Raw genomic sequence first — 24089 nt, 5'->3', positions numbered from 1 at the left:
GCTAAATTGCACCTGTACCACTCCTGTTTGAAACATTAACGGGCCAAAAGAGTTAATAAAATATGACCGATAAAGTATTTGCCACCAATGCGCAAAAAGAAGATTTTAAAGAAAGATTCGCCAAAATTGTAGAGCATAACGATAGCCTGAACGAAAAGTACAGCATCCAGTTTTTTGACACCCCAACCAAAAGCAATTACGTTATTAAAGGCCTCGACGGCAAATCAATGAACGTAAATGAAAAACTCTCTTTCGAAGAAATTGAGGAATACAAAGAACTGAAAAGCAACTGGCAGGCTGTTAAAAAGAAAAGAATATAGAGCAAAGGGATTTTCGGTACTTCTACTACGAAGTAATAAAACAGATGTCATCCTGAACTTGTTTCAGGCCCCCACGGGACAAGTATTCGCATAGCAGTTTTCAAAAATCACCAACCGCCGCTGGGTACTTTCGGCTGCCTTCATTCCTGGTATCTTCTCTTTATGTTGTCTTAGCTACACATTACATCCTGGAGCAAAAAAATATGGGAATCAAGCTTGCCTTTAATTCCCATACCATAACTATTCATTGACATAGAAAAACTCTACCCAACTAATATCCTAATAAGTGATTGATAACCAGTTATTATACAGGCTAATTGTATAACAGTTGGCTAAATGTGAGAAGTAATGTGATGTAGCTGGGATTTTGGTTAATAAAAAGTTTCTTATGTGGCAATAATATTAACAGTTCCTTAATGTTAGCGAAGTGTTATTCAAATGTTTACAAAAATGCTGTGCAACCTGTTTTACATGAAACTTTTGAAAATTTAAGCCGTTTAATTATTATAGTAATAGTTAATTTATTCACCTAAATTTAAAGTTATGATAGTATTATTGATTGCTTTAGCCATTAGCGCTATTAGCGGATATTTTGTGGCAAGTAACACCAGCGAAAGCGAATGTTAATAATTGAATTTAATTGAGGGTATAAAATGGGGCTAACCAGGGTATGGTTAGCCTTGGTTGTTTATGACAGCAGCGGCCATGACGATCACCGCAATTTCTTCATTATTTTGTGCGATCGACTATCTTTATCTTGCCATTTTTTACTTCCACCTCAAACATAACAGGGCTCTCTGCCGGCTTATTCAAATCATCTAAGGCGGGTTGCCACGCGGGTGCTGCCAAAATAAAAAGTCGCATTTTGTGAACAAAGTCGCTGTTTTGGTCATCTGAAACTTCCTTGGTTACCATCGGCTTTAATAATTTTCCTTCGGCAGATATCACGCCGATATAAGAAAGCTTAATATTATAATTGGCCGGCATTACCGCCATTATATTCTTTTTCAAGGTATCGGCAAAAGCAGGGGTCATAACCGCCACTTTAGATAGATGAGCATTAGTAACCTGCGCGGTAACTACGTTCGAAATAAATAAGACTAACAAAAGAGGTATAATTTTTTTCATGTTTAAATTTATAAACTTAATAATAAGTTTAAAATAACAGCAGCCAGAAGTGCTCTACATGGCGCAGGTCTTGTGCTATGGGTTGGAGTGATGGCTGACCTGTGTTACGTATATATTTCGTCAATAAGCGACATTGAGCCAGTCCGCGGGCAGCCATACAACACTTGCGCTAAGCGGGGATTAAACTTGATCCATTGGCATTGGATAAACAAACCATTTCTAAATTGGACGAAAGACAGCTTCAAGAAATTTTAGGAGGAGTTGTTGCAGATTTAGCGTTAGTTTCTGGAAATTGTAATGGAGGTAGTTCTAACAACTATGCAGGCAATTCAGGAGATTGTAGCACAGGAAGCAGTAACTGTGTATAAAATTCCATTTAAAACATCAGGTACAACACTTGTAACAGATGCTAATATTGAACGAATTAATTAATTCCTTGTAACCTTTTTTTATTGGTTGAGTATTCTATACAAACCAATAAAAATTTGTATGAATTTATTTTTTTACAAGGTCAGCACACTAAGTTTTCTTTTGCTTTTAAGTTTAATTTATCAAAGTTCTGCACAGGCTGTTTCTGGCAGGGTAATAGAAACCGGGGGTAGGGGAATTGAAGGTGCAACTATAACAGTTTTAAATGCTACAGACTCAACCCTTGTAAAATATGAGGTAAGTAACAAAGAAGGCTATTTCGAGCTCACTAATTTAAATAACGGCGTATTTACCCTTAACGTTTCGTGCATAGGCTACAACAGCCAGTTGTTAAAAAATATTAGATTTAACGGCTCTTCTGTTAAATTAACTGATGTGGCTCTCAACAAGCAACTAAAAGAGCTCAAGGAAGTCGCCATTGCAAGTAAACGTCCTGTGCTTGAACGAAAGGTTGATCGATGGATATTTAACTTGAACAACTCTATAATGGCAAATGGTGCTTCCCTCTTTGAGGCTTTGCAGGTGGCACCTTTTTTAAAGGTATCCGATAATGGCGTCTCTATGGTGGGCAAAGGTGCTATGGGGGTTATGGTAAATGAGAAAATAATTTATTTAAGCGGAACCGACCTGACTAATTATCTGAAAGCACTCAGATCTGAAAGTGTGGAAAAAATCGAGATCATTACCAACCCGCCAGCAAAATATGAGGCCCAGGGGAATGCCGGCCTGATTAATATTGTTTTAAAGAAAAACGAATCTTTGGGCTGGCGCGGGTCATTAAGTTCGACATATCGGAAGGCCGTCTACTCCTCCTATAACAACAATCTCGCTCTTTTTTTCCGCTCAAAAAAAGTTAACAGCTCTTTTACATTTAGCCAATCACGTTATCACACTATCCTGAACGATTGGCTCAATATAATTGGGAACTCCGGTCAAATCCTTAGTAACGAACAACGTATATCAAATACACCAGGTTTGCAGGCCGGTTTAAGTATAGATTATGGGTTAAACAAACACAATAACATCGGGTTTATTTATAATATTTCACACAGCAAAGAGAAGGATACCTATGTTAATAATTATAGCTATGGCACGAGCAATACTGTCGACTCGGCTTTGAACACTAAAGGCGAAATGTCAAGGCCATTATTTGCACAGACCTTAAATATATACCACGATATAAAGATTGATTCGGCCGGAAAGAAATTAAGTAGTTCTGTTAATTTTTTCACGAACAGGCCTGAAGTAAGAAATAATTTTGTTTCTGAATCTGAAAGCACCTATGCTGCAGTTCAAAATAATAACTCGTCAAAATACAATATCTGGTCTATTCAATCAGATTTAACATTACCTTATAAATGGGCTAAAATAGAAACTGGTGCTAAGTTTGCAAACTATAATAACAATGCCAACGTAGCATATTATAATAATATCCAGAATAATCTCCTGCAGGACCAAACGCGCAGTAATGATTTCGATTATACCGAAAAAAACCTGGCTGCGTATTACAGTATGGAATCTGACCTATCGAAAAAATGGACGGCCAAGGCAGGATTGCGTTATGAGTACACGATGACGGATGGTTATTCGCCTACTTTAGACCAGCGTAATAAGCGTAATTATGGCGCCCTATTCCCTACAACCTATATCGTTTACAAAGCTGACGAAAACGATGTTTTTTCTTTAAATTATTCGAGGCGGATCAACCGCCCGGGCCTCAGTTCCTTAAATCCCTTTGACTATTATACAAACATTTATACTTATTCTACCGGAAATCCACTGCTCTTACCTTCATACAGTAACAATTTCGAACTTAATTACCTATATAAAAGCATGTTTTCTTTTACTGTATTTACACAACATGCCAGTGATGTAAATTCATTACTTACAACGATTGAGGGGCCATTAGTGGTTTCAAGTAGAGGAAACTTTTTAACACGGGATAACGTGGGGGCCTATGTTTCCTTTAACCGGGCATTTTTTAATTGGTGGGAAAATAGCAGCTCAGCCTCTTTTTTTTATTCGTCCTCAAAATCCAAAATAGAAGCTATTCCCATCCAAAACGGAACCTCTGCATCGTTTAGCGTCAATAATAATTTCAAGGCAACTAAACTGTTAAATTTCTATCTGAACTACAGCCAAAGCCTTCCCTCAACCAGTGGAAATACTTACACATACAGTCAACGTGATTTCAGGGTGGGGGCCAGATTAAAGTTGCTTAACAATAATTTGATCATCAACCCATCTTACTTTCTGGGTACGGTAAACAAATATGATGCACGTTTTAGTGAATTTGTGCAGACAGAAAGAACGGACTATCATTATAAAACCTTCAGTCTTGGTCTTACCTACTTATTCGGAAGATCAAATGTTTCCGGAAACAACAAGAACATATCTTTTGATGAGAAAAGAAGAGCATTTTAGCGCAAGTGTTGCGTATAGGGCGATACTCAATTTCTGATTGTTTTGGTTATTGGGAAAGGTTAGTTTTTCGTGATAGCCACCAGGAAAGTTTTATTTTGATCTGCGCTTTGCAAGTGAGGATTTGGTTTGAAGCTGCATAATTATTAAGCAAACCAAACAGACCATCAAGGTGTAAAAAGCGATGTTTTGGAATACATTGCCAACGCTTAGTTTTTGTGTAACAAAATGTAGGGTACTTCGGTTTAAAATGGTTGTATCAGAATTACTAATGGCATTTGAAAGCGAGTTGCATTTTTTTTGAAGTGCATCCATTGAGGATTTTAAATTGATTGTAGTGGTAGCCAAGTCTTTTTTACAAGATGTAAGTAGGATTATGATTAAAGAAATTACAATAGGGAATAGGTGTTTCATAATTCAAGGGTAGGAGTTTAGGTTTATTGAATTTTTATTGTTTAGTGTGTAATGATTTGCTTGAGATTTTCATGTATGTAATTGATTAGTGTCTGGATAGCTTGTTGAGAAAACGTTTAATAATTCCATAGTTGTGAATTGAAGGATTACACGTTTTTATTTTTCATTTATTTTAAAGACATGAGTTTTGAGGGCTTTTCCCATCTGCTGTGTTTAACGATTCGGCCTTTTGATTTTCTCCCTTGTTGCAATAATATTTTTTATGAATGCATATATTTGAAGACCCGTTTTAATATTTATAGGGGAAACAGCAAAATAGTCTTATCAGCCTTATGAGAAAATTATCAAAATAATTGCTTTTAAGCCATCTGCTCATGTATGAAAATAAAATACCTGTTCCTTATTATCGTTAGCCAGGTGGCTCTTCAGATACCTTGCCACGCTCAGCATATATTAAATCAAAGTTTTAAACTTCAGCAGGCCGATTCATTAATAGAAGCCGGGCATCATCGCAGAGCATACATTATTTTAAATAAAGTACAAAAAAGGCCACAGGCAGAAACCCGCCTATTGCAAGCACTTGTGCTATCAGCAAGAATTTTGAATGAAAATGGCGACAGGGTAAGAGCTATAGAACAGTTGAAAAGCATTCTCGTATTACCTGTTTTAAATATCCCTCAAAATATTGGAATAAGGACAGATGCTTATTTGATTTTAGCGGAATGTTACTTTGGAATATCTAAAATAGAAGATTTTAAAAGTATTTCTGATAGTGTTTTACAGCTTGCAATCCATAACCATTTACAAACCTATTATAGGGCAAGGGCTTACACCAACTTGGCGAGATATTATGCTTATGCAATTGTTCCCAATACAGGAAAACCTTTTTTGGACTCCGCATTATCATTATACAACAATGCTCCTGAAAAAGAAAAGAAATATTACAATCCAGTATCCATTTATACTGCTATCATCGATTTAAATCGTGATTTGGATAGATGTAAACTGGATCCGGCAATAAATACAGTTGTTAAACTTGTAAATGGCAACTACGGTAGAGAACGGTATAATCAAATCTTATTATGGCAAACTATCGGTGGTGTATTTTTGGACAGCATAAATGATAATAACGGGCAAAACAAGGAGATTATTAAAAGACAACATTACAAGGCGTTATTTGCCTATCAAAGGGCGAAGGTAATATTAAGGACACATTATCCATCTAATCATATTGGACTTGTGTCTGTGAATAATCTTTGCGGTTTGCTCAACTACAATTGTGGCTTATTTAGATCTGCGGAAAACTATTTTAGGTTATCCAAAGCGATTTTGGCAGAACAAAAGTATCCTATTGATAAATACACTTTAACCTATTCAAAAACATACCTGTGGGAATCCGCTGTTAAGGATAGTGTTTATACAGGAAAGGTACTATTGCAAAAAAGAAAAGAAGAACTATCGGAATGGATACATTTAGCACCGTACTGGCAAAGCTGGATGCAAATCAATCAAAATAAATCATTACATTATTTCCGTGATAATTATGCAAAAAGTCCATTCGATAATATTGTTCGGCTTTGTTATCAGCTATACCAAACTGAAAAAGATCCAAAATATATTGATTTGGCATTTAAAGCACAGGAAAATGGCAAGAACTATTTTCTCAATTACGAGTATAAAAAACGCTATCATATAACTCAACCTGTATTGCCTGATATACAAAACATACAACATCAACTTTCGCCCAAGCAGGCAATAATAAGTTTTTCAGATTTGGGATCTTATTATAAAAGTCTATATGCAATTGTGATAACTGCCGATACAGTTTCAATAAAAAAAATTGATTTCGGACGTTTACATACACCTGCTGGCTTACCGGCATCAGATATATGCGAAAATTTGACTAAATTCAAAGGATATTCTAACGCTGCGTACCAGGTTATTTTTAAACCTCTAAAAGGTTTATTGAATAACAGAATTAATGCTTTACTTGTATTTCCATCCACCCTGTCCTCATATTTTAAGTTTGACATGATGGTCTCCGACACACTGGGCATAAATTCGTTTAGTGGTCTTCCTTATCTGAATAATAATTATCAAATACGATATGATTTTTCATACCAGTTTCAATGCCTGAGAGGTCAATTAGCAAAACAGAAAAAAGACGCATCTACGAATATCCAGGCTTATATACCTGACTACACTAATACAAGATTTTACAGTTTACCCTTTTTTACGAATTTAGGCAACTCTTTAAAAACAGCGTTTGACTTTAATGTTTTTGATCATTCAAGTTCCAATATCGCCAACTATAAGGCAAATGCCGGAAAGGCCAGGATTATTCAATTTGCAGGACATAGTTCGGTCAACCAATTTGCAGCAGAGGATCTAAAAATAGCGATGGACAGCACGAGGAAAGGGGATAGCAGGTTTTTAACTATGGATGATATTATCAATACCAAATTACAAGCCGATCTTACTGTTTTGTCACTCTGCGAAACTGGTGAAGGTGATACCAGGGTACAAGACAGCTACCTCAATATGGCTTATTGGTTTACTTATGCAGGTTCCAAAAGTTGCCTGTTTTCTTATTGGAAATTGGATGATCGTTCTACATCTTTTATTTTGGAAAAGTTTTATCATTACTTGGCATTGGGAATGAGAAAGTCAGATGCTTTAAGAAAAGCCCAACAGGATTACCTGTTGCAAGCCAAAAGCGAAGAGGAAAAGAACCCGGTATATTGGGCTGGTTTAACGTTAATCGGAGATGATTCGCCGATTAAGCTTGAAGAAGACAACCATCGGCAATATTGGTATTTTGCTGTTTTATTATTTACACCGCTGTTGATATTAACCAGAAAAAGAAGAAAACAACATCCTGTCAATTACCAAAGATTGGGTTCAGACAATAAATGAATGGCATCCTTTTGGTAAGGGCTGGATTTGTCCAGTTTGATTTTTTTAAATAATTCTTTTGATAAGGATTTTTGCTTATTAAGATATAAGCTAATTGCCTCCATGTATTGCGCTTTATAGTAATATTTCCCGTTAATCGTTTTTACCGCATTTTCAAAATGAACAACTGCTGAATCAGGCTGTTTATCGATGAAAAAAAGCCACCCTCCCCAATAATGCAGCGTGTCATTTTGAGGTTCTTTTTTAATAAGCTTGTAATAAAATTTAAGTCCTGTTTTTACATCCTGCATTCTGTATGCCGACATCAATTCATGAAAATCCTTCTTTCCCTCGATAGTTGCAAAAACAGGCAGCCCCGGTTCATGAAATACATTACGCCTTATTTCGCTTTCCGTATTTTTTTTATAAAATATCCACCAGACTCCTATCATTAGGATTACGGATGCAGCAACGGTTAACACATGCTTATAATTAAATCTTGAAGTTACCTTTTTAGCTGACAGGCCAATTGGCATATCAAGAAATTCGTATAATGCATCAAAATCATAGTCACTATCTTCAAGAAATTTTATCGCACCTTGAAGTGCGTCATCTTCTGAAAAACTGTTGTGCAGTTTTGTTTTGAGTGATGCACGCACCTCCGCAGCAACCCCCGGTTTACATGCGGCAATCACTTCTTCAATTGTGGGGGAATTAGTATTTTCCAGATACATCGGTCAATTAATTAACACATAAATAAGTTCCAAAGCGTTTTCAGTTTCTTTTTCGCCTCATAAATATTATTTTTCACCGTATTATAGGTAATGTTTAAGCGAGACGCAATTTCTTCATTCTTATAACCATCTATATGAAGTTGAATTATTTGCTGCTCCCTTGGTTGCAGATTGGTTAACATTTCCTTTAATCCATCCATACAAAATCTTTCCATTGAAGTGTTTTTTATCGAAGCTTCAAATGGATAACGAATATTGTACAAGATTTTCTCCCGGCTATTAGTAATTCTTTGCGAGTCTATACATTTGTTTTTTACTATAACACACAGGTAAGCTTCAATATTTGCACCTATTTTTCCAAAATATTGTATTCGTTTTTCAAGTGGCAAAAGCAATAGTTTTTCAAAAACATCCTGCACGATATCCCGGCTCATTTCTTTATCCTGGCAATAGTTATATGCTAATAAGAGCAATCGGTTTTTAAACCTACCGTATAATTCAGCGACAGCATAATTATCGCCTTTTAGGTATTCATTTACTAACACATGCAAGTCTTTCATTTAAGGCCTAAAGATGAACAAAGTGGCATGATTTTCAAATTTTCCCGTAATTTATAAACCATTATTCTCATGCTTTCTATTATTAGGGTGTTGAATGATGGGTTAATTTAAAACCGCATAATTACTATAATTAATCCACTCTGAATGACAAACATTTTTTCGAGAATATCATGGTAGGAGCGACAAAGCAATAACGTCACTTTTCGTTTTTAAACAGCTCCTTAGCGTATTCATGCCTCATCGCTGAAACAAATACCCAACTCACCTTTCATCTAATCAAATAATACCCGATATTAGATTAATACAAAGGCCGGGTTTAACCTAAAAAAACACTTATGCCATATCGGGAGTACGCGCCGGGGGATGCTTTGAAGGACTACGTGCAATGCTATTTTATTTGTGAAAGCGAAGATGCGGTTGTTCACGATGATCACGTATTTGCCTCGGGCAATGTGGAGATCATGTTCAATTTAGGCAGCGAGGCCCCGCAAATGATCATCGACGGTAAAAACAGCGTCCAGCCGGCTGTGCAGCTGTGGGGACAAACCATCCGGCCCTTTTCATTTACTTCTGTTGGCAAACATTCTATGCTGGGTATCCGTTTTTTTGGCCATACCGCAGCGTACTTTTTCGACGAGCCCATTGGCAACTTCAATGACTTGTTGACCGATCTGCGGGATGTAGCCGGTCCGCAAAGCCGGGTGCTTTATGATCAGTTGCTGGATGCGCCTTTGCCTGGTAAAAGGATAGCGCTGGTTGAGCATTACCTGCTGGCGCTGCTTCACCGTTCGGAAGCTAAACTGGCTAAGGTGGCGTTGATGGGCAGCCTTGTAAAATCATTGGGGCGCGACGATTTTTTTGAGAGCATCAACAGCATAGCCAACTATCATGGTTTATCGTCCCGGTATCTTCAAACGCTTTTTATAACCTACTCGGGCCTGGGCCCGAAACTTTACGCCAGGATAGGCCGTTTCCGCAAAAGCCTCGATCTGGTGGCCGCAGGTCAATTGTCGCTCACCGCCATTGCTTACCAATGTGGTTATTTCGATCAATCGCACTTCATTAAAGATTTCAAATATTTTACAGGTTCGCAACCTTCCCGTTTTTACGCGGAAAGTTCTACCGATTTATTTGTCCCCCTAAATAATTAAGCAGTTCCGATTTTTACAATTTTTGGATTTGGCAGGGGCGTAAACTTGCTTTAAATATCCAATAATTATGAAAATGAAATTTTTTTACGCCACGGCGGCCGGCTTGATGCTGTTGCTTGCCGGGCATTCGGTTAATGGTCAGGATTTAACAACCGCCAGGAAAACCATAGCAGAAACCAACAAACGTTATTTTGAGCTTTTTAAGAAGAAAGACCTGGCGCTGGTTGATCTTTATACAGCCGATGCCACCCTGCTGCCACCCAACGGCCCGGCAGTTAACGGAAAAGCTGCATTAGTCAAGGATTTTACAACCGCCTTTGCCGATACCCATATAGCAGGCGTAAAATTTACCACGCGCAACGTTTATGAGGGCGGTAAAAGCTTTGTAATGGAACAAGGAACCTGGGAGGTGCTGGGTACCGATAACAAGGTAGTTGATACCGGCAACTATTTAAAGATGTGGCAAAAAACGAAAACGGGGTTGAAGATATTCAGGGACATTTTTAATAGCGACGTTAAGTATAGTAGCAAGTAGTAAGACTGGGGGGCTGGCGTATACCCATATCTTGTTAAACCTATTCTCCAAATAAAAACCGATGTCATTTCGAACGAACCAAGGGGGGATTGTGCGCCGGAGATTTCTCCTCACCCCTTTCTTTTGCCCATAACTGTTCGTCGAAATGACAACGGTTTTACCAAAGTCAAAGTTAAGTAGTGCATCACTTCACTACTTAACAGAATCCAACACCATAACCCCCATCAGCTTGCCGCCCTTGGTGTACGTTTCTGATTTTACAAAGCGGCCCAGTTTGGGAGCGTACCATTCGGTAATTTTCATGTGGAAGGGGATGCCAATGCCGGCTATTTTTACTTTGGTGGTGGCCTCATAGCTAATTTTAAAGCAATCGAAACTGCCGGCGTTGGTGCTGATGGTTTCGGCCTGTTCAACCTTACGGTTTACAATATCCATTTGCAGCGTCATTGGCGAGCCGTTACCATTCATCTCAATAGTAACAGAGCCATCATCAAGCGTTTGTCCGGTCTGCATATTGCTGGGGTAGGTGAGGTATTTTGCTTCGCCGCTAATTTTCATGTCGCTGTATTGTTTCATGGAGGAGGCGGGGATAAACGATTTCATATCAACTTTGATGGCGTTGCCATCGCAAATCATTTCCGAGTCGCCGGTGCCCATGAGCTTGCCGTTTTTATCACTTATTTCGGCGTGGGTGCTAATGGTCGACGCATCCTTTTTAGTGGAGGTGTAAACGGCGGTCATTTGCGGGTTGCCTTTGGCATCCTGGTTAATGTAGGTAAGTTTTTTGCCGTTTACACTGTTTACAAACTGGCTGCAATTTTGGGCTGCCGCGGTACCACATAAAACGGCAGTACCAAGTAGTATGGCGATAAATTTTTTCATGGCATTTGTTTGATTGTTATTTACCGTAAAGTTGTAGGCTTATTGCCTTGCATACAAGCGTACTACCACGGTATTGGTGTGCGGATGGTACGTTTTTTATGGCGACTTTGGGAGAAAAGATTTTGGAGCAATGATTAAGGATGGAGAGGGAAGTATCAGATATCCGACACCGGACATTAAACGTAATTATCCGATATCGGACTGTAAACTACATACAGGACTAATCAATAAAAGTGTAAACTTTTTGCAGTACTACACGCTTATTAGGGTGGTGACACTGGTTTGTCAGTAAAGCGGGATTTTTGGATTTATTTTTTCGAAATTTTGATTAACTGCTTGGTAATGAGTTATTAAGATGTTCTGCGGAATTGATTTTTTAAAAATCATAAGTGATTGATAATGAGTAATAAAGGTGTTCGGGGTGTTCCAATGTTCCACCCGTTCCGGTGGAACACATACACGCAAACAATAGATCTCACGCCATGTAAACGCAACAATATTACAATTAACGTTACGTTATTTTTCATCACAGGTATATTCTTGCTAAATTTGTATCCATCAACATATAATGGCACAAACGCTCCATAACTTTCATTTCGAAGATCTGCTTAACAAGCACCATCTAAAAAAAACTGCTCCCAGGCTTAGAGTACTCTCCATGATGTCGTCGCGCAATACGGCCACCTCACAGCCCGACCTGGAAAGTGTGATGAATGATATCGACCGTGTTACCCTGTATCGCATTCTGAGCGCGTTTGAAGAAAAAGGCATCATCCACAAGGTGTTCGACCTGAATGGTACCGCCAACTACGCGCTATGCACCTCCAACTGCGATGAAGGCCACCACCACGACGAGCACCTGCACTTCAACTGTACCCAATGCAAAAATGTGTACTGCCTTAATGATCTGCAATTGCCCGCCATTAACCTGCCCGTCGGTTTCGTGCCGCAGGCTTTTACCTTATATGCAACCGGCTTATGCCCCAAATGCAGTAAAAAGGCGGTAAAACAATGAGGTTTACTAAACGGTTATTATCTGCCATCATCCTAAATATTGGGGTTCTGTCCTTATTCCTTGCTCTTTGTTCCTTCCAATCCGCAAAGGATACCATCCCGGCCACATCAACCTTCAGGTTTAAAACCGTGATCATTGATGCGGGGCATGGCGGTAAAGACCCTGGCGCAAGGGGTTCATACTCGGTAGAGAAAAATGTAACACTGGCCATCGCCAAAAAGCTAAAACTGGCTATTGATACCGGTATTAAAGGCCTTACCACCGTAATGACCCGCACCGATGATACCTTTATCCCGCTTAACCAGCGGTCGAACATTGGCAACCAGGCACATGGTAACCTGTTTATTTCTATCCACTGTAACTCATCGCCCGAAGGTACCGCGGCTATCGCGCATAAACGCAAGGGGGTATTGCTGTTGGTTTACGGTTTCCACCGGTTGAAGGAGCAGGAAGAAGCTGTAAGGGAAAACTCGTCCATCTTCCAGGAAAAGGATTATAAGCAAAACTATGAGGCGTATGATCAAACTGATCCGGCTAATGCCATCATCCTGAACGCCTACATCCAAAAATACCGCAAGCAAAGTATCCTTTTTGGCGATTTGCTGAATGCCGAGTTCACCGATCACGATGGCCGTGCCAGCGAGGGCGTAAAAGAACAGGGCGTACTGGTACTGGCCCACAGCGCCATGCCCGCCGTACTGATAGAAACCGGCTTTGTGAACAACCCCGAGGAAGAAGACTACCTGAACTCCAACGACGGGCAGAACGAGATTGTGCAAACTATCATTACCGCCATTAATAACTATCGTAAAGCTATTGGTGCGTTGTGATTTTTAAAAATAACGTTTACCATCAGGCTGTTTAATATAGCGATGGGTTTTAAACCCCTCGCTATATTAAACCTAATCAGCTATATTCGGCTTTACAAATCTGTACCGATGAATAAGCTGCCCAACTCCTGTAAACCCCTTTTTTATACTTTTTGGTTTTTGTTGATGTTCAACGCTGCATCGGCACAAATTAAGGAGCAAGGTATTATTCCCCAACCGTATAAAATACAAAAAGGTAAAGGCGTTTTCACGTTTTCGGGTACTGCCGGGATAGAACTGGAGAAGGGGATCGATCAGCATAACCTTGATTTTTTTGAGCAGTACCTCATGTCTGTTTCGGGCAGTGTCTCATCCGTTAATAATGTGGCGGTGATCCCGGATATCGATATCGTTATCGACTCGATACGCGTACCACAAAAAGAAGGCTATCAACTCATTATAAAATCCAAACATATTACCATTCACGGGCACGATGAGGCCGGTGTATTTTACGCGCTGCAGTCGCTTGTGCAACTCATCCATATGGCCAATGGTAAAGCTACGGTACCGGTTTGCACTATTGAAGATCATCCCCGTTTTGCTTACCGGGGGATGCATTTGGATGTTAGTCGCCACTTTTTTACCGTGCAAACCATCAAAAAGTGGATAGACCTGCTGGCCCTGTACAAGATCAACACCTTTCACTGGCACCTTACCGACGACCAGGGCTGGCGCATCGAAATCAAAAAATATCCACTGCTGCAAAGTATATCCGCCTACCGGGATGAAACCATCATTGGCCATAAAAGGGACAGCCCACATAAATTCGACGGCAAACGCTATGGCGGTTATTACACCCAGGATGAGGTTAAAGATGTGGTGAAATACGCCATGCAAAGGCATATCAGCATTATCCCCGAAATTGAAATGCCCGGCCACGCGCTGGCTGCTTTAGCGGCCTACCCGCAATTAGGCTGCACGGGCGGTCCGTATAAAACGGCTACTTACTGGGGCATTTTTGACGATGTGTATTGCGCCGGTAATGAGGAGACTTTTATCTTTTTACAAAACGTGCTGGACGAAGTGCTGCCGCTTTTCCCCTCAAAATACATTCACATTGGCGGCGATGAATGCCCTAAAACCAAATGGCAAACCTGCCCCAAATGCCAGCAGCGCATTAAGGACGAGCATTTGAAAGATGAGCACGAATTACAAAGCTATTTTATAGGCCGGATGGAAAAATACCTGAACAACAAAGGGCGGCAGATAATTGGTTGGGACGAGATATTGGAAGGCGGCCTAACCCCCGGCGCTACCGTAATGAGCTGGACAGGCGAGGAGGGGGGCATTGCCGCAGCCAAACAACACCACGATGCCATCATGACGCCCGAAAAATATGTGTACCTTGATTATTTCCAGTCGCTTTACCCGGCGGAGCCTATTGCGGGTGGTGGTTACACACCCCTAAGCAAGGTTTACAATTACGAGCCCATAACCAAAGAGCTAACCGGCGATGAGGCTAAATACATTAAAGGTGTACAAGCCAACGCCTGGAGCGAATACATGGCCAGCCCTGCCCAGGCCGAGCGACAATTGTTCCCCCGCATGCTGGCCCTGGCCGAGGTGGCCTGGACAGATAAAGCGAACAAGAATTATAACGGCTTCCTGAAGCGGCTGCGCTATCAGCATCCAATGCTTCAAAGGTTGGATATTAATGCCGCCAACACCTATGATGAAATAACCGGCGATATAGGCACAACAGCAGATCATCAAACATCGCTCAGTCTCAATACAACCCTGCCGGGCGGCAAAATATTTTACACTACCGATGGATTGGCACCGGGGCTTAAAAGTAAGGTTTATAACAAACCCTTAACCATCATCTCATCGGGTAATATCAAAGCCGGGGTGTTTAGTAATGGTAAACAAACTGGGCGCACATACATGCAAAGTTTTAACATCCACAAAGCCGTTGGCAAAACGGTAACGCTGGTAAATCAGCCTAAAGGCACCTATAACACCGGCGATATCTCGGGCCTGGTGAACGGCGTATTTGGCAATAAGCTGTACAACGATGGTCAATGGTATGGTTTTAACGGCGATGACCTGGATGCCACAGTCGACCTGGGATCGGTGCAGCCCGTTACCAAACTCGGCATCAACATCCTTAAATACCACTGGCAAAAAATGTGGGAACCAACCCTGCTCACCTTCGAAGCATCGGCAGACGGAAAAACCTATACCGAAGTTTACCGCCAAACAGCATTTAATGACAATGGGATCAACGCAGTAAGGGCAACCATTAAACCGATTCAGGCGCGCTACATCAGGATTAAAGGCACAAACAAAGGCACCATCCCGCCGGGAGAATATATTGCAGGGGCGAAGGCGTGGTTATTGGTGGATGAAATTAGTGTAGAGTAGATATGCAGATGTGCAGATTTTAAATGTGCAGATTTCCGATGAAAATGTTTGAAAAACGGCGTAATTGAGTCGTTTGCGCCATGTTTAACGGTATGCTTTCCCGCTCTGAGGGCGAAGGTTTAAAACTCGCAATAATGTTTCCTCTCGTTTTTTAGATCATTTGCACATCAATCATCTGAAATTTGCACATCTGCATATCTGCACATCTTCTTCGCACTTTTTTTCATATTTTTATAACCAAACATCATTATGTGCGTTATGTTGTGATAACACAGTTTAACAATTGTTTTTTTACCTTATAGCACTGCAAGTATAACTCAATGAGCAAAGTATTTACAATAACCGAAGGCTTGGAGAATATGGGGGCTTTGCGAACGGGCGGACAAGGCTCAGTTTATAAAGGCAGGCGTTACGGCCCCATCATCACAGCGGTAAAGTTATTGCCGACCCCTATTCATACCGAAAGTACCGACGATAAGAACTTCAGAAATTTTCAGAACGAGGTTGAAAAACTAAAAAAGGTGAACGAAGAGCCTAACCCCAATGTGGTTAAAATCTTAAATTCGGGCATTACCGAGAGCGGTTCGTTTCCCTTTATCGAGATGGAATATATTGATGGCCCCGACCTGGAAGACCTGCTGAAGCCACCGCATGAGGCCATATTTACCATTAAGGAGATCATCAAACTGGCCGATCAGCTGGCTAATGCCTTATCGCATTGCCACAAGGTATCGGTAAAGCATGGCGATATCAAAAGTAATAACGTAAAGTTCAACATCCATACGGGCAATTATGTGCTGCTGGATTTTGGTCTTTCGGCTATGTCTGATGATCAGCGCCGTACCAGCATCCGCCATGCCGGCGCTATCGAGTTTATGGCACCCGAGCAGAATGAGGGTTTAATGTACTTCCAGACGGATGTATACAGCTTCGGTATTATCCTGTATGAACTAATTGGCGGCCAGGTACCTTTTCCCCTAAAGGACAATGGCGAAACAGCCCGCAACGCGGTGATGCTGGCCCATATGGAAAACGCGGTGCCCGATGTAATGGAACTGCGCAAAAAAAACCTACCCGACGCCTGGACAGAACAGAAAAAACAGCATGAAATGCTGGTGCCTGCCTGGCTTTTAAACATAGTATCAAAATGCCTGGAAAAAGAACCCGAAAACAGGTTCATGAACGGTATTGAGCTACAGGATGCCCTGGTGCACAGCAGTATTGCAGCTGTAAACAGTAACCAGGTTGATGATTCATGGAACGCGTCTGTACTGTTAAAAGAGAACGAACGCTTGCAAGGCTTGTTACTATACTACCAGGAGGCTGAAAGCGCCCGGGGTGTACATGTAATTAACAACCCTACCGAAACCCCGGTAGTAGTAGGCAAGCACGCGGTACGCATCTCCAGGCCAATTTTTATCGGTCTGGTTGTATTACTCATCGCGCTTACCGGGTTCTCGGCAGTTTTAGGTTTCAAACACCGCAGGGGTATTTATAATACACTTTTTAAATCAGCAACGCCGCCAAGGGACTCGTTAAGCAGAAGCGCGCCGGCCAACAAGCCCGATAGTGCGGTTAAGCAAGATACCGAGGTAAACAAGCACCTGGATGATAACAACAACGGGTCAAGCGTGCCACCGGAGGTTGATTCACTGGCCGACTCGATATTGAGGGGCGTGAAGCATAAATCTACCAATCCGCAGTTTTATCGCGATAGTGTGAAAGCTGCCGATACAGCAAAATTGAGTTTTTAGTTAATATAACGACATCTAAATTCCGTACCGAATGGAATCAAAATCTACATTTTGGCAAAAGATAGGCCTGCAGGATTGGTTTTTGCCAAATGGCAAAGCTGCCGCCGTGGCTGCTGTACAAAATAAATCCCTTACCCCAGATGATGTTTACATGTACATCATCGAAAAATTTAAAGAATCAATAGCCCAGCTTTCATTTGCCGATAGGGTAGTGTTTTACCACGAGTATATCATCAGCTTTAACGAAGAGGATTACCAGGAGTTTATCAATAACCGCTCGGGTCTGTTTGGCATTATTGTTCATGAGTCCGTTAAAAAGTTTTATGAGTTGCTGAGCGAGCACCAGGAGTTTGGTAAAAAGGTGGAGCCATCAAGCTCGAAATGGGTTTTCAGACTGGTATCGCACCCCGACTATAAAAAAGGGGATAAAGGCTTTATTGGCAAGCTGATGCCCGGCAGCAATAAAAAGGAAGAAAACTTAAGGGTAACGTTCATCCCACGCCATACCGGGGTGGCCCAAACGCTTGATATCAGCAATGATATTTTAAAAGGTTTTACCTATTACAGCGAAGGTTATTATGAGTTGCCATACTCAAACGAGTTGCATTATAACGAAAAGGACGTGGTAAGGCCCGGTCAGCAGGTGTTGGCGCGTTTGGATACCATTATGCCCGATAAGCAGTTTGTGGGCCGTAAAGTAGAGTTTTTGGTAAAGAACGATGATATAGTAGTATCGGGTAACGAAGAAACCCGCGAAGACGCGTCGGTATTTAAAATTCCGAGCGATTGGGTAAATACCCCGCACCTGCGCATCCGCCTAAACAAAGCCGATGGAAAATTTTACCTGGCATCTTTTGGCGAGCTTACCATGATCAACGAACAGGAGGTTACCCGCAGCGATGTAAACTCGCCGCAATGGGTGGAATTGCCTTTCAACTCCAAAATATTGCTGAACGGTATCATCGGTATCAACATCTTTAAACCCGAAGCATAATGTCGCAAATACTATCAATAGCCTTACTTGCAATATGTGTTTTATTATTGCTTGCCCATTTTATCGATATAAAAAGATCCAGCCATGGCAAATAATTATTTCGGCATTACAGATACCGGTAAGCAAAGGGATAATAACGAGGACACCTTTATTGCCCAAAAAACGGACGACGGTAATTTTATTATTGCCTGCGTAATTGACGGCGTAGGCGGCTATGTGGGTGGCGAAGTTGCAGCCGATATCGCCCGTGAATGCATCTTAAAAGATCTGGCCTATATAGCTGGTAATGTTACGCCGTTGTTGGTTAATACTTTTGCAAACGCCAACCAGCAGATTTACGATAGAAAGCTGCAGGAAAAAGGTTTGGAAAACATGGCCTGCGTATTAACGCTGGCCGTTATCGATCTGCAAAATAACCAGTTTTACTATGCCCACGTGGGCGATACCCGTTTGTATTTACTGCGCGATAATTCGCTTATCAAGATCTCTAAAGACCACTCTTTTGTAGGTTTCCTGGAAGATTCCGGCAGGCTTACGGAAGAGGCGGCGATGGATCACCCTAAACGAAACGAGATTAACAAAGCACTGGGTTTTGCCCCCAACATAACCAAGGATAGCGATTTTGTAGAGACAGGCCATTCGCCATTTTTACCCGGCGATATGCTGCTGGTTTGCAGCGATGGCTTAACCGACCTGGTTGATAAGAAGCTGATCAAAAGCATCCTTACCGAAAGCGGCACTTTAGAGGATAAAGGAAAAAAACTAATCACCGCGGCAAACAACAAAGGCGGCAAGGATAACGTAACCGTGGTGTTGGCTCAAAACGACAAGGCCCCGCGCCAGCAAAATGCCACACGGCCAGCAGTATCGGTAAAAGCCACCACAGAAATTGCCGAACCAAAACCTCAGCCCAAAGTGGTTGAAGAGCTTGCCGAACCTGTTGTAAAATCCAAAAGCAACCAGGGTACGGTTTTGATATTAGTCATTTTATTTGTGATATGTTTAGGCGGCTTTATATGGCAGTACTGGCTTAACCACCAGCCCAAGGCCGAGCCGCTTAAAGCAGTAGCGCCCCCGGTAAAACCAAAAAGTGCAGGCGAGATCAAACTACAGGATACGTTGAACAAGTTAATAGGAAATACTTTGGTACTATCGGCTGCCGATTTTAAGGAGCCTATTATCCTGAGCGATTCTATATTTATTGGTAAGGATAGCCTGTACATTAAGGCAAAAGGGAAAATTGTATTTAAAAAAGATTCGGTATATAGCGGCCCAGCCCTGGTGTTAGCGGCAAAAAGTAAATACGTAGTGTTGGATAGCCTGGCCTTTGATGGCTTTAAAGTAGCGGTGGCAACTCATAACGATGCGCTGGTTTTAAAAAATGTTCAGTTTACTAACTGTGTTACGCCGGTACAAACTTCTTATTTGTTCCCCGATAAAAAATACATTTCGGGCAGGTTGTTTGGAGGGATGTTTCAAATAGATTCGTTACCTAAAGCCATCAAAAAATAATGGATAAGGGTACACCAAAGGCCCCGGGCCGTGGAATGGAACGGCTTTTTATAGTGCTGACAGGGATTGTGCTGGCTGTACTTTTTGGCAAGCTCTATACTGTTTTGCAATTGAAGTTTGTTGATGTTGATAAACGCCTGCAGGATGGTACCATTGTAAACATCAATGCGCCAAACCCGGGCAAAAACATCGCGGCATTATTACGTAAGGGCTATTATTTTGACGATCCGCGGGATATCAGCTACATCGAATCGGTAGTGGGGGGTAAATCAAACACCGCCGGGCAGTTTGATAACGCCGGCGAAATAAACAAACGTAAATACTATGTAAATGCGGATGAAGCGATGGAGCAAGGCGGCGAATCGTACCGGCAAAGGGTGCTGGATTCGCGTGAATTGTTGGGTTATACCGGCGATGATTCGGTAAGGTTTACGCAGGAAAAAAATAGTCCGCCACAAATCCCGGCTCAAACAGACCTGGCTTTGGGCGAGTACAGCATCAGCGGAAAAATAAGTCATAAAGAACAAGCTGTGGCAGGCGTATTGGTAAGACTGAACATGATTTTACCGAAGGATAGTATTTACTCCGACGAGGAAACCGCTGCCAAGAATACCACAACTGAAAAATCAGCGTCAGCAAAAAAAATATATGTTTTAAACGATCAGAAAAGGCGGCAGCTGCAATCCTTAACCGCTTTTGCCCGTACCGATGCCAATGGCCGGTATGAGTTTAAAAATCTGCCTACCGATAAAGCTTTTGAGTTGTTGCCCCTGCAACCCGGCTTTGAGTTTGGCCGGTCGCAAGGTGTGGTTGATCTGGATGCCAATAAAACCATCAATTTTAGCCAGTCGCCGCATAGCATCAAATTACTATCTACCAAAGATTTTAATATACTGAAAAAGGAAGGTGCTTTTATCGTGCGCACCATTGATGACTTTAATAAATGGTACTGGATCATTGTAGCCTGTTTTTTTGTAGGATTTATCATCATCCACCTGTTGTTGAGCACCCGTTTTCCGCAGGCCGATCAATTGATGCTGCCCCTGGTAATGATGCTTACAGGCATCTCTTTTTTGACGTTATTAAGTTTGCAAGACCCATTACGAGATCGGTTTTTAGCTAAGGATACCCTCATTTATTTAGGGATAGGCGTTGCCGCCGTTTGCGTTATGCTGCTTATTAACCTGCGCCGCCTTACTGCCGATTCGGCTTTGTACCGCTTGCTCATTTTTAAACAGGTACGTAGCGCGGCAAACGGCTGGCCCTGGATAGTGCTGGCCATGGGCGTATTGTTTAGTACGATATTGTTTGGTACCGGCCCCGAAGGCAGCGGGGTTAAAGTGAACCTGTTAGGCTTTCAACCCAGCGAGATTGTAAAATATTTAGTGGTTATTTTCCTGGCTGGATTTTTTGCTGCTAACGAAAAATTTATCAGCCAGTATGCCAGCTGGGGCAAGCGCTGGTCGTTCTTTTCATCGGCATTAATTGCTACGGTGATGACGCTGTTGCTGTTTTTGATTTTGGGCGATCTGGGGCCGGCAATGGTGATCTGTTTTACCTTCATCATCCTGTTCTCTTTTTCACGAGGCGATTTTTTGTCAATGGCAGGTTTCGTGGTATTATTTGTATTAACCACCTGGTTTTTTGATAATGTTTGGCTCAGCGCGGGTATTACCTTTGGTATTTTAATTTTGGTTGGATTTTTAAAACCGAGATACCTGAGCGAATCGGCCATTATGGCGCTTATTGTGATCACGGCTTTTTTAACTATCGATAAAATTCCGGGACTGGAGAAAATTATCCCTGGCCCGGTTGAACGATTGGTAGAGCGTAAAGCCATTTGGCAGGATCCATGGAATAACGAAGTATATGGCGGCGACCAGGTAGCCAACGGGCTTTGGGCCATGGCGGGCGGCGGCCTTACCGGCGAGGGCGTAGGGCAGGGCTTTGCCAAAACTATTCCCGAAGCGCACACCGATATGATATTGCCATCCATTGGCGAAGAATTTGGCTGGGCAGGCATGGCGGGCATCTTTATCCTGTTCCTGCTGTTTTTACACCGGTCCATCATCATTGGGCGACAGACGGGTACGCCGCTATTGTTTTACCTCAGCGCCGGGATAGGGATTTGTACCTTTGTGCAGTTCTTGCTCATCGCGGGTGGCTCTATCGGTGCCTTGCCGTTATCGGGAGTATCATTGCCATTTGAAAGTTATGGCGGCTCGTCGCTGGTTATTAATATGTTGGCTACTGGCTTTTTGCTTTCGGTATCGCTGGTGAAAGGCACCCAGGTGCAAATGACCTACATTACCAAACAGCAGGATAAAAACCTGGTGCCGGCATTGGCAGCTGCCTTAGCGGGTGTGGTTTTGTTAACAGTAAATGTATCGCGCTATAGCGCCGATAATAAAAAATGGGTGGTAAAACCTGCCTTAGTAGCCGATAAAAGTGGGCTGCGAATGTTTAGCTACAATCCCCGCATTGCCATATTGATGAATAAGCTGCAAGCCGGCTCATTGCTTGACCGTAATGGATTGATCCTGGCAACCAGCAAACCCGAGTTGATAGAAAAGCAAAAAAATAAGCTATCGGCATCGGGTATTAAAAACTACGATCTGGATTCGGCTATGCACAAAAGGCTTGAACGTTTTTACCCTTTTGAAGAGCAGATGTTTTTTTGGACAGGCGATAACAATACCGGTGTATTTAACGGCAGCACCAACGGCTACTTTGCCGAGTACGAGCTTGCCGCCGAACTGCGCGGCTTTAAAATGCCCATCAGCAGTTATAACGTAAAAGCATCGCGTTACCAGGAAGACCGCTTTTTGCCACGCGGTGTAAAGGAAATGACCGTTGCTAAAAAAGACTACAGCGAATTGGCTCCTTTACTGCTTGCCGATATTAACGGCCCCGAGGTAGCAGCATTTAAAAACCGTAACCGCGATGTTAAACTAACGATGGATGCCGATCTGCAAACAAGCATTCAGCAGTCTATTGCTACGGATACATCGTTGTATGATAACCGGGTATCTGTGGTGGTGATGGAAGCCAAAACCGGCGATGTGCTGGTTTCGGCGCAATACCCGCTGCCACCGGTGCATAATTGGGATAAGCTTACGATGTCGCAGGCAGATCAGAACAAACTATCAACCTGGATGACCACCACCGATCTTGGCTTTACTTATGCCTCGCAACCGGGTTCAACAGCCAAGGTGCTAACTGCCATGTCGGCATTTAACAAGTTGGGACTGGCAGCCGCAGATGTAACTTACCACGTAAGCACGGAGGAGCGCATCCGTACCAAAGGCATCGAGCCGGATGAAACCGGTGAGATCACCATGGAACGGGCTATTGCCAAATCAAACAACGTATATTTCATTAAGCTGGCCAACCAGCAGCACCTGGAAGAGTACATGGTTAACCTGTACATGAAAACCGGGATGTTTTTGCATGGTGTAGGCGGTTACTACTATAACAAGCCCATAGAGAACGATGCCCAGGAAGAAAAATGGCGTAACTTGTGGCGTAAAACCGAATTTAATACCAAGCCCAGGTACGACCCTAACAATATCCATAAAACAAGGGCTAAAGGTATCTCGGGCATGGCCTGGGGCCAGGGCGAGCTGATTGCCACACCGGCATCTGTAGCCAGACTGGTATCGGGAGTGGCGAATGATGGAATGCTAATGCCGAACCGTTTTGTTTTAAATATAGGCGGTACAAAACAACCCCTTAAAACTGGCATCAAACTGGCCGAAAAGCCTGAATACGCCGGTTTGTTAACCCAATACATGATAGCACAAAGCGCGCCCAAAGTGCCGATATTAGGCATAGCGGTAGCCGGTAAAAGCGGTACCCCCGAACGTATAGTAAAAAACAAAAGCGTAAACGACGGCTGGTACGTATTCTTCGCACCTGAAGCCAACGGCAAGAGCAATATGGTGGTCTGCATCCGCGTAGAATCAACCCGTGGATCGTCAGACGCGGTACATTTAGCCGGGAAGCATGTAATACCGTTCCTATTACAAAAGGGGTATATGAAGAGTATTATACCAGGAGAAACGGCTGAGCCAGTAGATCAATAAAAGGTTAGATTAATAACTTATCAAATT

Annotated in this window: 17 protein-coding genes; 13 read left to right on the top strand and 4 right to left on the bottom strand. The window is 42.1% G+C overall.

Annotated elements, in window-relative coordinates; genetic code table 11:
* The first annotated feature begins 62 nt into the window (after positions 1–62).
* Positions 63–320 (top strand): hypothetical protein, encoded by a 258-nt coding sequence (locus tag FHS10_RS12070; RefSeq protein WP_259090878.1) that lies wholly within the window; start codon positions 63–65, stop codon positions 318–320.
* A gap of 729 nt (positions 321–1049) precedes the next feature.
* Here FHS10_RS12070 and FHS10_RS12065 read toward each other — a convergent pair.
* The gene (locus FHS10_RS12065) at positions 1050–1448 is read right to left on the bottom strand and encodes a hypothetical protein (protein WP_259090876.1); all 399 of its coding nucleotides are present in this window, start codon (positions 1446–1448) and stop codon (positions 1050–1052) included.
* Positions 1449–1642: 194 nt separating this feature from the next.
* On the opposite strand from FHS10_RS12065, the gene FHS10_RS12060 reads away from it, so the two are divergent.
* The 3 genes from FHS10_RS12060 (at position 1643) to FHS10_RS12050 (ending at position 7628) form a co-directional block, all read left to right on the top strand.
* Positions 1643–1816 carry a class I lanthipeptide gene (locus FHS10_RS12060; RefSeq protein WP_259090875.1) on the top strand — a complete coding sequence of 58 codons (174 nt, stop codon included), beginning with the start codon at positions 1643–1645 and terminating at the stop codon, positions 1814–1816.
* Positions 1817–1937: 121 nt separating this feature from the next.
* Positions 1938–4301, top strand: a complete 2364-nt coding sequence (locus FHS10_RS12055; RefSeq protein WP_259090863.1) for an outer membrane beta-barrel family protein — start codon at positions 1938–1940, stop codon at positions 4299–4301.
* Positions 4302–5090: 789 nt separating this feature from the next.
* Entirely contained in the window at positions 5091–7628 is a 2538-nt protein-coding gene (locus tag FHS10_RS12050) for a CHAT domain-containing tetratricopeptide repeat protein (protein ID WP_259090860.1), read from the top strand.
* Here the strand turns inward: FHS10_RS12050 and FHS10_RS12045 are convergent.
* Both FHS10_RS12045 and FHS10_RS12040 read right to left on the bottom strand, forming a co-directional pair.
* Complete coding sequence (locus FHS10_RS12045; protein WP_259090858.1) at positions 7598–8341, bottom strand: tetratricopeptide repeat protein; 744 nt, start codon at positions 8339–8341, stop codon at positions 7598–7600. The two genes, FHS10_RS12050 and FHS10_RS12045, sit on opposite strands and share 31 nt — an antisense overlap.
* Positions 8342–8352: 11 nt before the next feature.
* Positions 8353–8901 carry an RNA polymerase sigma factor gene (locus FHS10_RS12040; RefSeq protein ID WP_259090856.1) on the bottom strand — a complete coding sequence of 183 codons (549 nt, stop codon included), beginning with the start codon at positions 8899–8901 and terminating at the stop codon, positions 8353–8355.
* 335 nt (positions 8902–9236) lie between these two features.
* Between FHS10_RS12040 and FHS10_RS12035 the strand changes: the two genes are divergently transcribed.
* Together FHS10_RS12035 and FHS10_RS12030 are read left to right on the top strand one after the other, a co-directional pair.
* The gene (locus FHS10_RS12035; protein WP_259090855.1) at positions 9237–10052 is read left to right on the top strand and encodes a helix-turn-helix transcriptional regulator; all 816 of its coding nucleotides are present in this window, start codon (positions 9237–9239) and stop codon (positions 10050–10052) included.
* A gap of 67 nt (positions 10053–10119) precedes the next feature.
* Positions 10120–10587 carry a YybH family protein gene (locus FHS10_RS12030; RefSeq protein ID WP_259090853.1) on the top strand — a complete coding sequence of 156 codons (468 nt, stop codon included), beginning with the start codon at positions 10120–10122 and terminating at the stop codon, positions 10585–10587.
* Positions 10588–10779: 192 nt separating this feature from the next.
* On the opposite strand, the gene FHS10_RS12025 is transcribed toward FHS10_RS12030, so the two are convergent.
* Positions 10780–11469, bottom strand: coding sequence for a TapB family protein (locus FHS10_RS12025; protein ID WP_259090851.1), 690 nt, complete (start codon positions 11467–11469; stop codon positions 10780–10782).
* A gap of 568 nt (positions 11470–12037) precedes the next feature.
* Between FHS10_RS12025 and FHS10_RS12020 the strand changes: the two genes are divergently transcribed.
* The 7 genes from FHS10_RS12020 to FHS10_RS11990 all read left to right on the top strand — a co-directional run bounded on the left by FHS10_RS12020 (position 12038) and on the right by FHS10_RS11990 (position 24062).
* A complete protein-coding gene (locus tag FHS10_RS12020; protein ID WP_259090848.1) occupies positions 12038–12484 on the top strand; it encodes a Fur family transcriptional regulator in 447 nt (148 codons plus the stop codon).
* On the top strand, positions 12481–13314 hold the full coding sequence (locus FHS10_RS12015; RefSeq protein WP_259090842.1) for an N-acetylmuramoyl-L-alanine amidase family protein: 834 nt from the start codon (positions 12481–12483) through the stop codon (positions 13312–13314). The genes FHS10_RS12020 and FHS10_RS12015 overlap by 4 nt, the downstream gene beginning before the upstream one ends.
* 108 nt (positions 13315–13422) lie before the next feature.
* Positions 13423–15717: a glycoside hydrolase family 20 protein gene (locus FHS10_RS12010; protein ID WP_259090840.1), complete on the top strand. Its 2295-nt coding sequence runs from the start codon at positions 13423–13425 to the stop codon at positions 15715–15717.
* Positions 15718–16037: 320 nt separating this feature from the next.
* Entirely contained in the window at positions 16038–17471 is a 1434-nt protein-coding gene (locus FHS10_RS12005) for a serine/threonine-protein kinase (protein WP_259090838.1), read from the top strand.
* Positions 17472–17502: 31 nt separating this feature from the next.
* Complete coding sequence (locus FHS10_RS12000) at positions 17503–18465, top strand: hypothetical protein (RefSeq protein ID WP_259090837.1); 963 nt, start codon at positions 17503–17505, stop codon at positions 18463–18465.
* An 84-nt stretch (positions 18466–18549) separates the two neighbouring features.
* Positions 18550–19977 carry a PP2C family protein-serine/threonine phosphatase gene (locus FHS10_RS11995; protein WP_259090834.1) on the top strand — a complete coding sequence of 476 codons (1428 nt, stop codon included), beginning with the start codon at positions 18550–18552 and terminating at the stop codon, positions 19975–19977.
* Positions 19977–24062 (top strand): FtsW/RodA/SpoVE family cell cycle protein, encoded by a 4086-nt coding sequence (locus FHS10_RS11990; protein ID WP_259090823.1) that lies wholly within the window; start codon positions 19977–19979, stop codon positions 24060–24062. Before FHS10_RS11995 ends, FHS10_RS11990 begins: the two co-directional genes overlap by 1 nt.
* The last annotated feature ends 27 nt before the right edge of the window (positions 24063–24089 follow it).

The sequence above is a fragment of the Mucilaginibacter dorajii genome, from assembly GCF_024808255.1.
Lineage (GTDB): Bacteria > Bacteroidota > Bacteroidia > Sphingobacteriales > Sphingobacteriaceae > Mucilaginibacter > Mucilaginibacter dorajii.
This window is presented reverse-complemented; position numbering and strand designations above follow the sequence as displayed.

Bases quoted from the DNA above. Each gene is read 5' to 3' on its own strand.
- FHS10_RS12070 (WP_259090878.1), top strand. From the start codon at position 63: ATGACCGATAAAGTATTTGCCACCAATGCGCAAAAAGAAGATTTTAAA.
- FHS10_RS12065 (WP_259090876.1), bottom strand. From the start codon at position 1,448: ATGAAAAAAATTATACCTCTTTTGTTAGTCTTATTTATTTCGAACGTA.
- FHS10_RS12055 (WP_259090863.1), top strand. From the start codon at position 1,938: ATGAATTTATTTTTTTACAAGGTCAGCACACTAAGTTTTCTTTTGCTT.
- FHS10_RS12050 (WP_259090860.1), top strand. From the start codon at position 5,091: ATGAAAATAAAATACCTGTTCCTTATTATCGTTAGCCAGGTGGCTCTT.
- FHS10_RS12045 (WP_259090858.1), bottom strand. From the start codon at position 8,341: ATGTATCTGGAAAATACTAATTCCCCCACAATTGAAGAAGTGATTGCC.
- FHS10_RS12040 (WP_259090856.1), bottom strand. From the start codon at position 8,901: ATGAAAGACTTGCATGTGTTAGTAAATGAATACCTAAAAGGCGATAAT.
- FHS10_RS12035 (WP_259090855.1), top strand. From the start codon at position 9,237: ATGCCATATCGGGAGTACGCGCCGGGGGATGCTTTGAAGGACTACGTG.
- FHS10_RS12030 (WP_259090853.1), top strand. From the start codon at position 10,120: ATGAAAATGAAATTTTTTTACGCCACGGCGGCCGGCTTGATGCTGTTG.
- FHS10_RS12025 (WP_259090851.1), bottom strand. From the start codon at position 11,469: ATGAAAAAATTTATCGCCATACTACTTGGTACTGCCGTTTTATGTGGT.
- FHS10_RS12020 (WP_259090848.1), top strand. From the start codon at position 12,038: ATGGCACAAACGCTCCATAACTTTCATTTCGAAGATCTGCTTAACAAG.
- FHS10_RS12015 (WP_259090842.1), top strand. From the start codon at position 12,481: ATGAGGTTTACTAAACGGTTATTATCTGCCATCATCCTAAATATTGGG.
- FHS10_RS12010 (WP_259090840.1), top strand. From the start codon at position 13,423: ATGAATAAGCTGCCCAACTCCTGTAAACCCCTTTTTTATACTTTTTGG.
- FHS10_RS12005 (WP_259090838.1), top strand. From the start codon at position 16,038: ATGAGCAAAGTATTTACAATAACCGAAGGCTTGGAGAATATGGGGGCT.
- FHS10_RS12000 (WP_259090837.1), top strand. From the start codon at position 17,503: ATGGAATCAAAATCTACATTTTGGCAAAAGATAGGCCTGCAGGATTGG.
- FHS10_RS11995 (WP_259090834.1), top strand. From the start codon at position 18,550: ATGGCAAATAATTATTTCGGCATTACAGATACCGGTAAGCAAAGGGAT.
- FHS10_RS11990 (WP_259090823.1), top strand. From the start codon at position 19,977: ATGGATAAGGGTACACCAAAGGCCCCGGGCCGTGGAATGGAACGGCTT.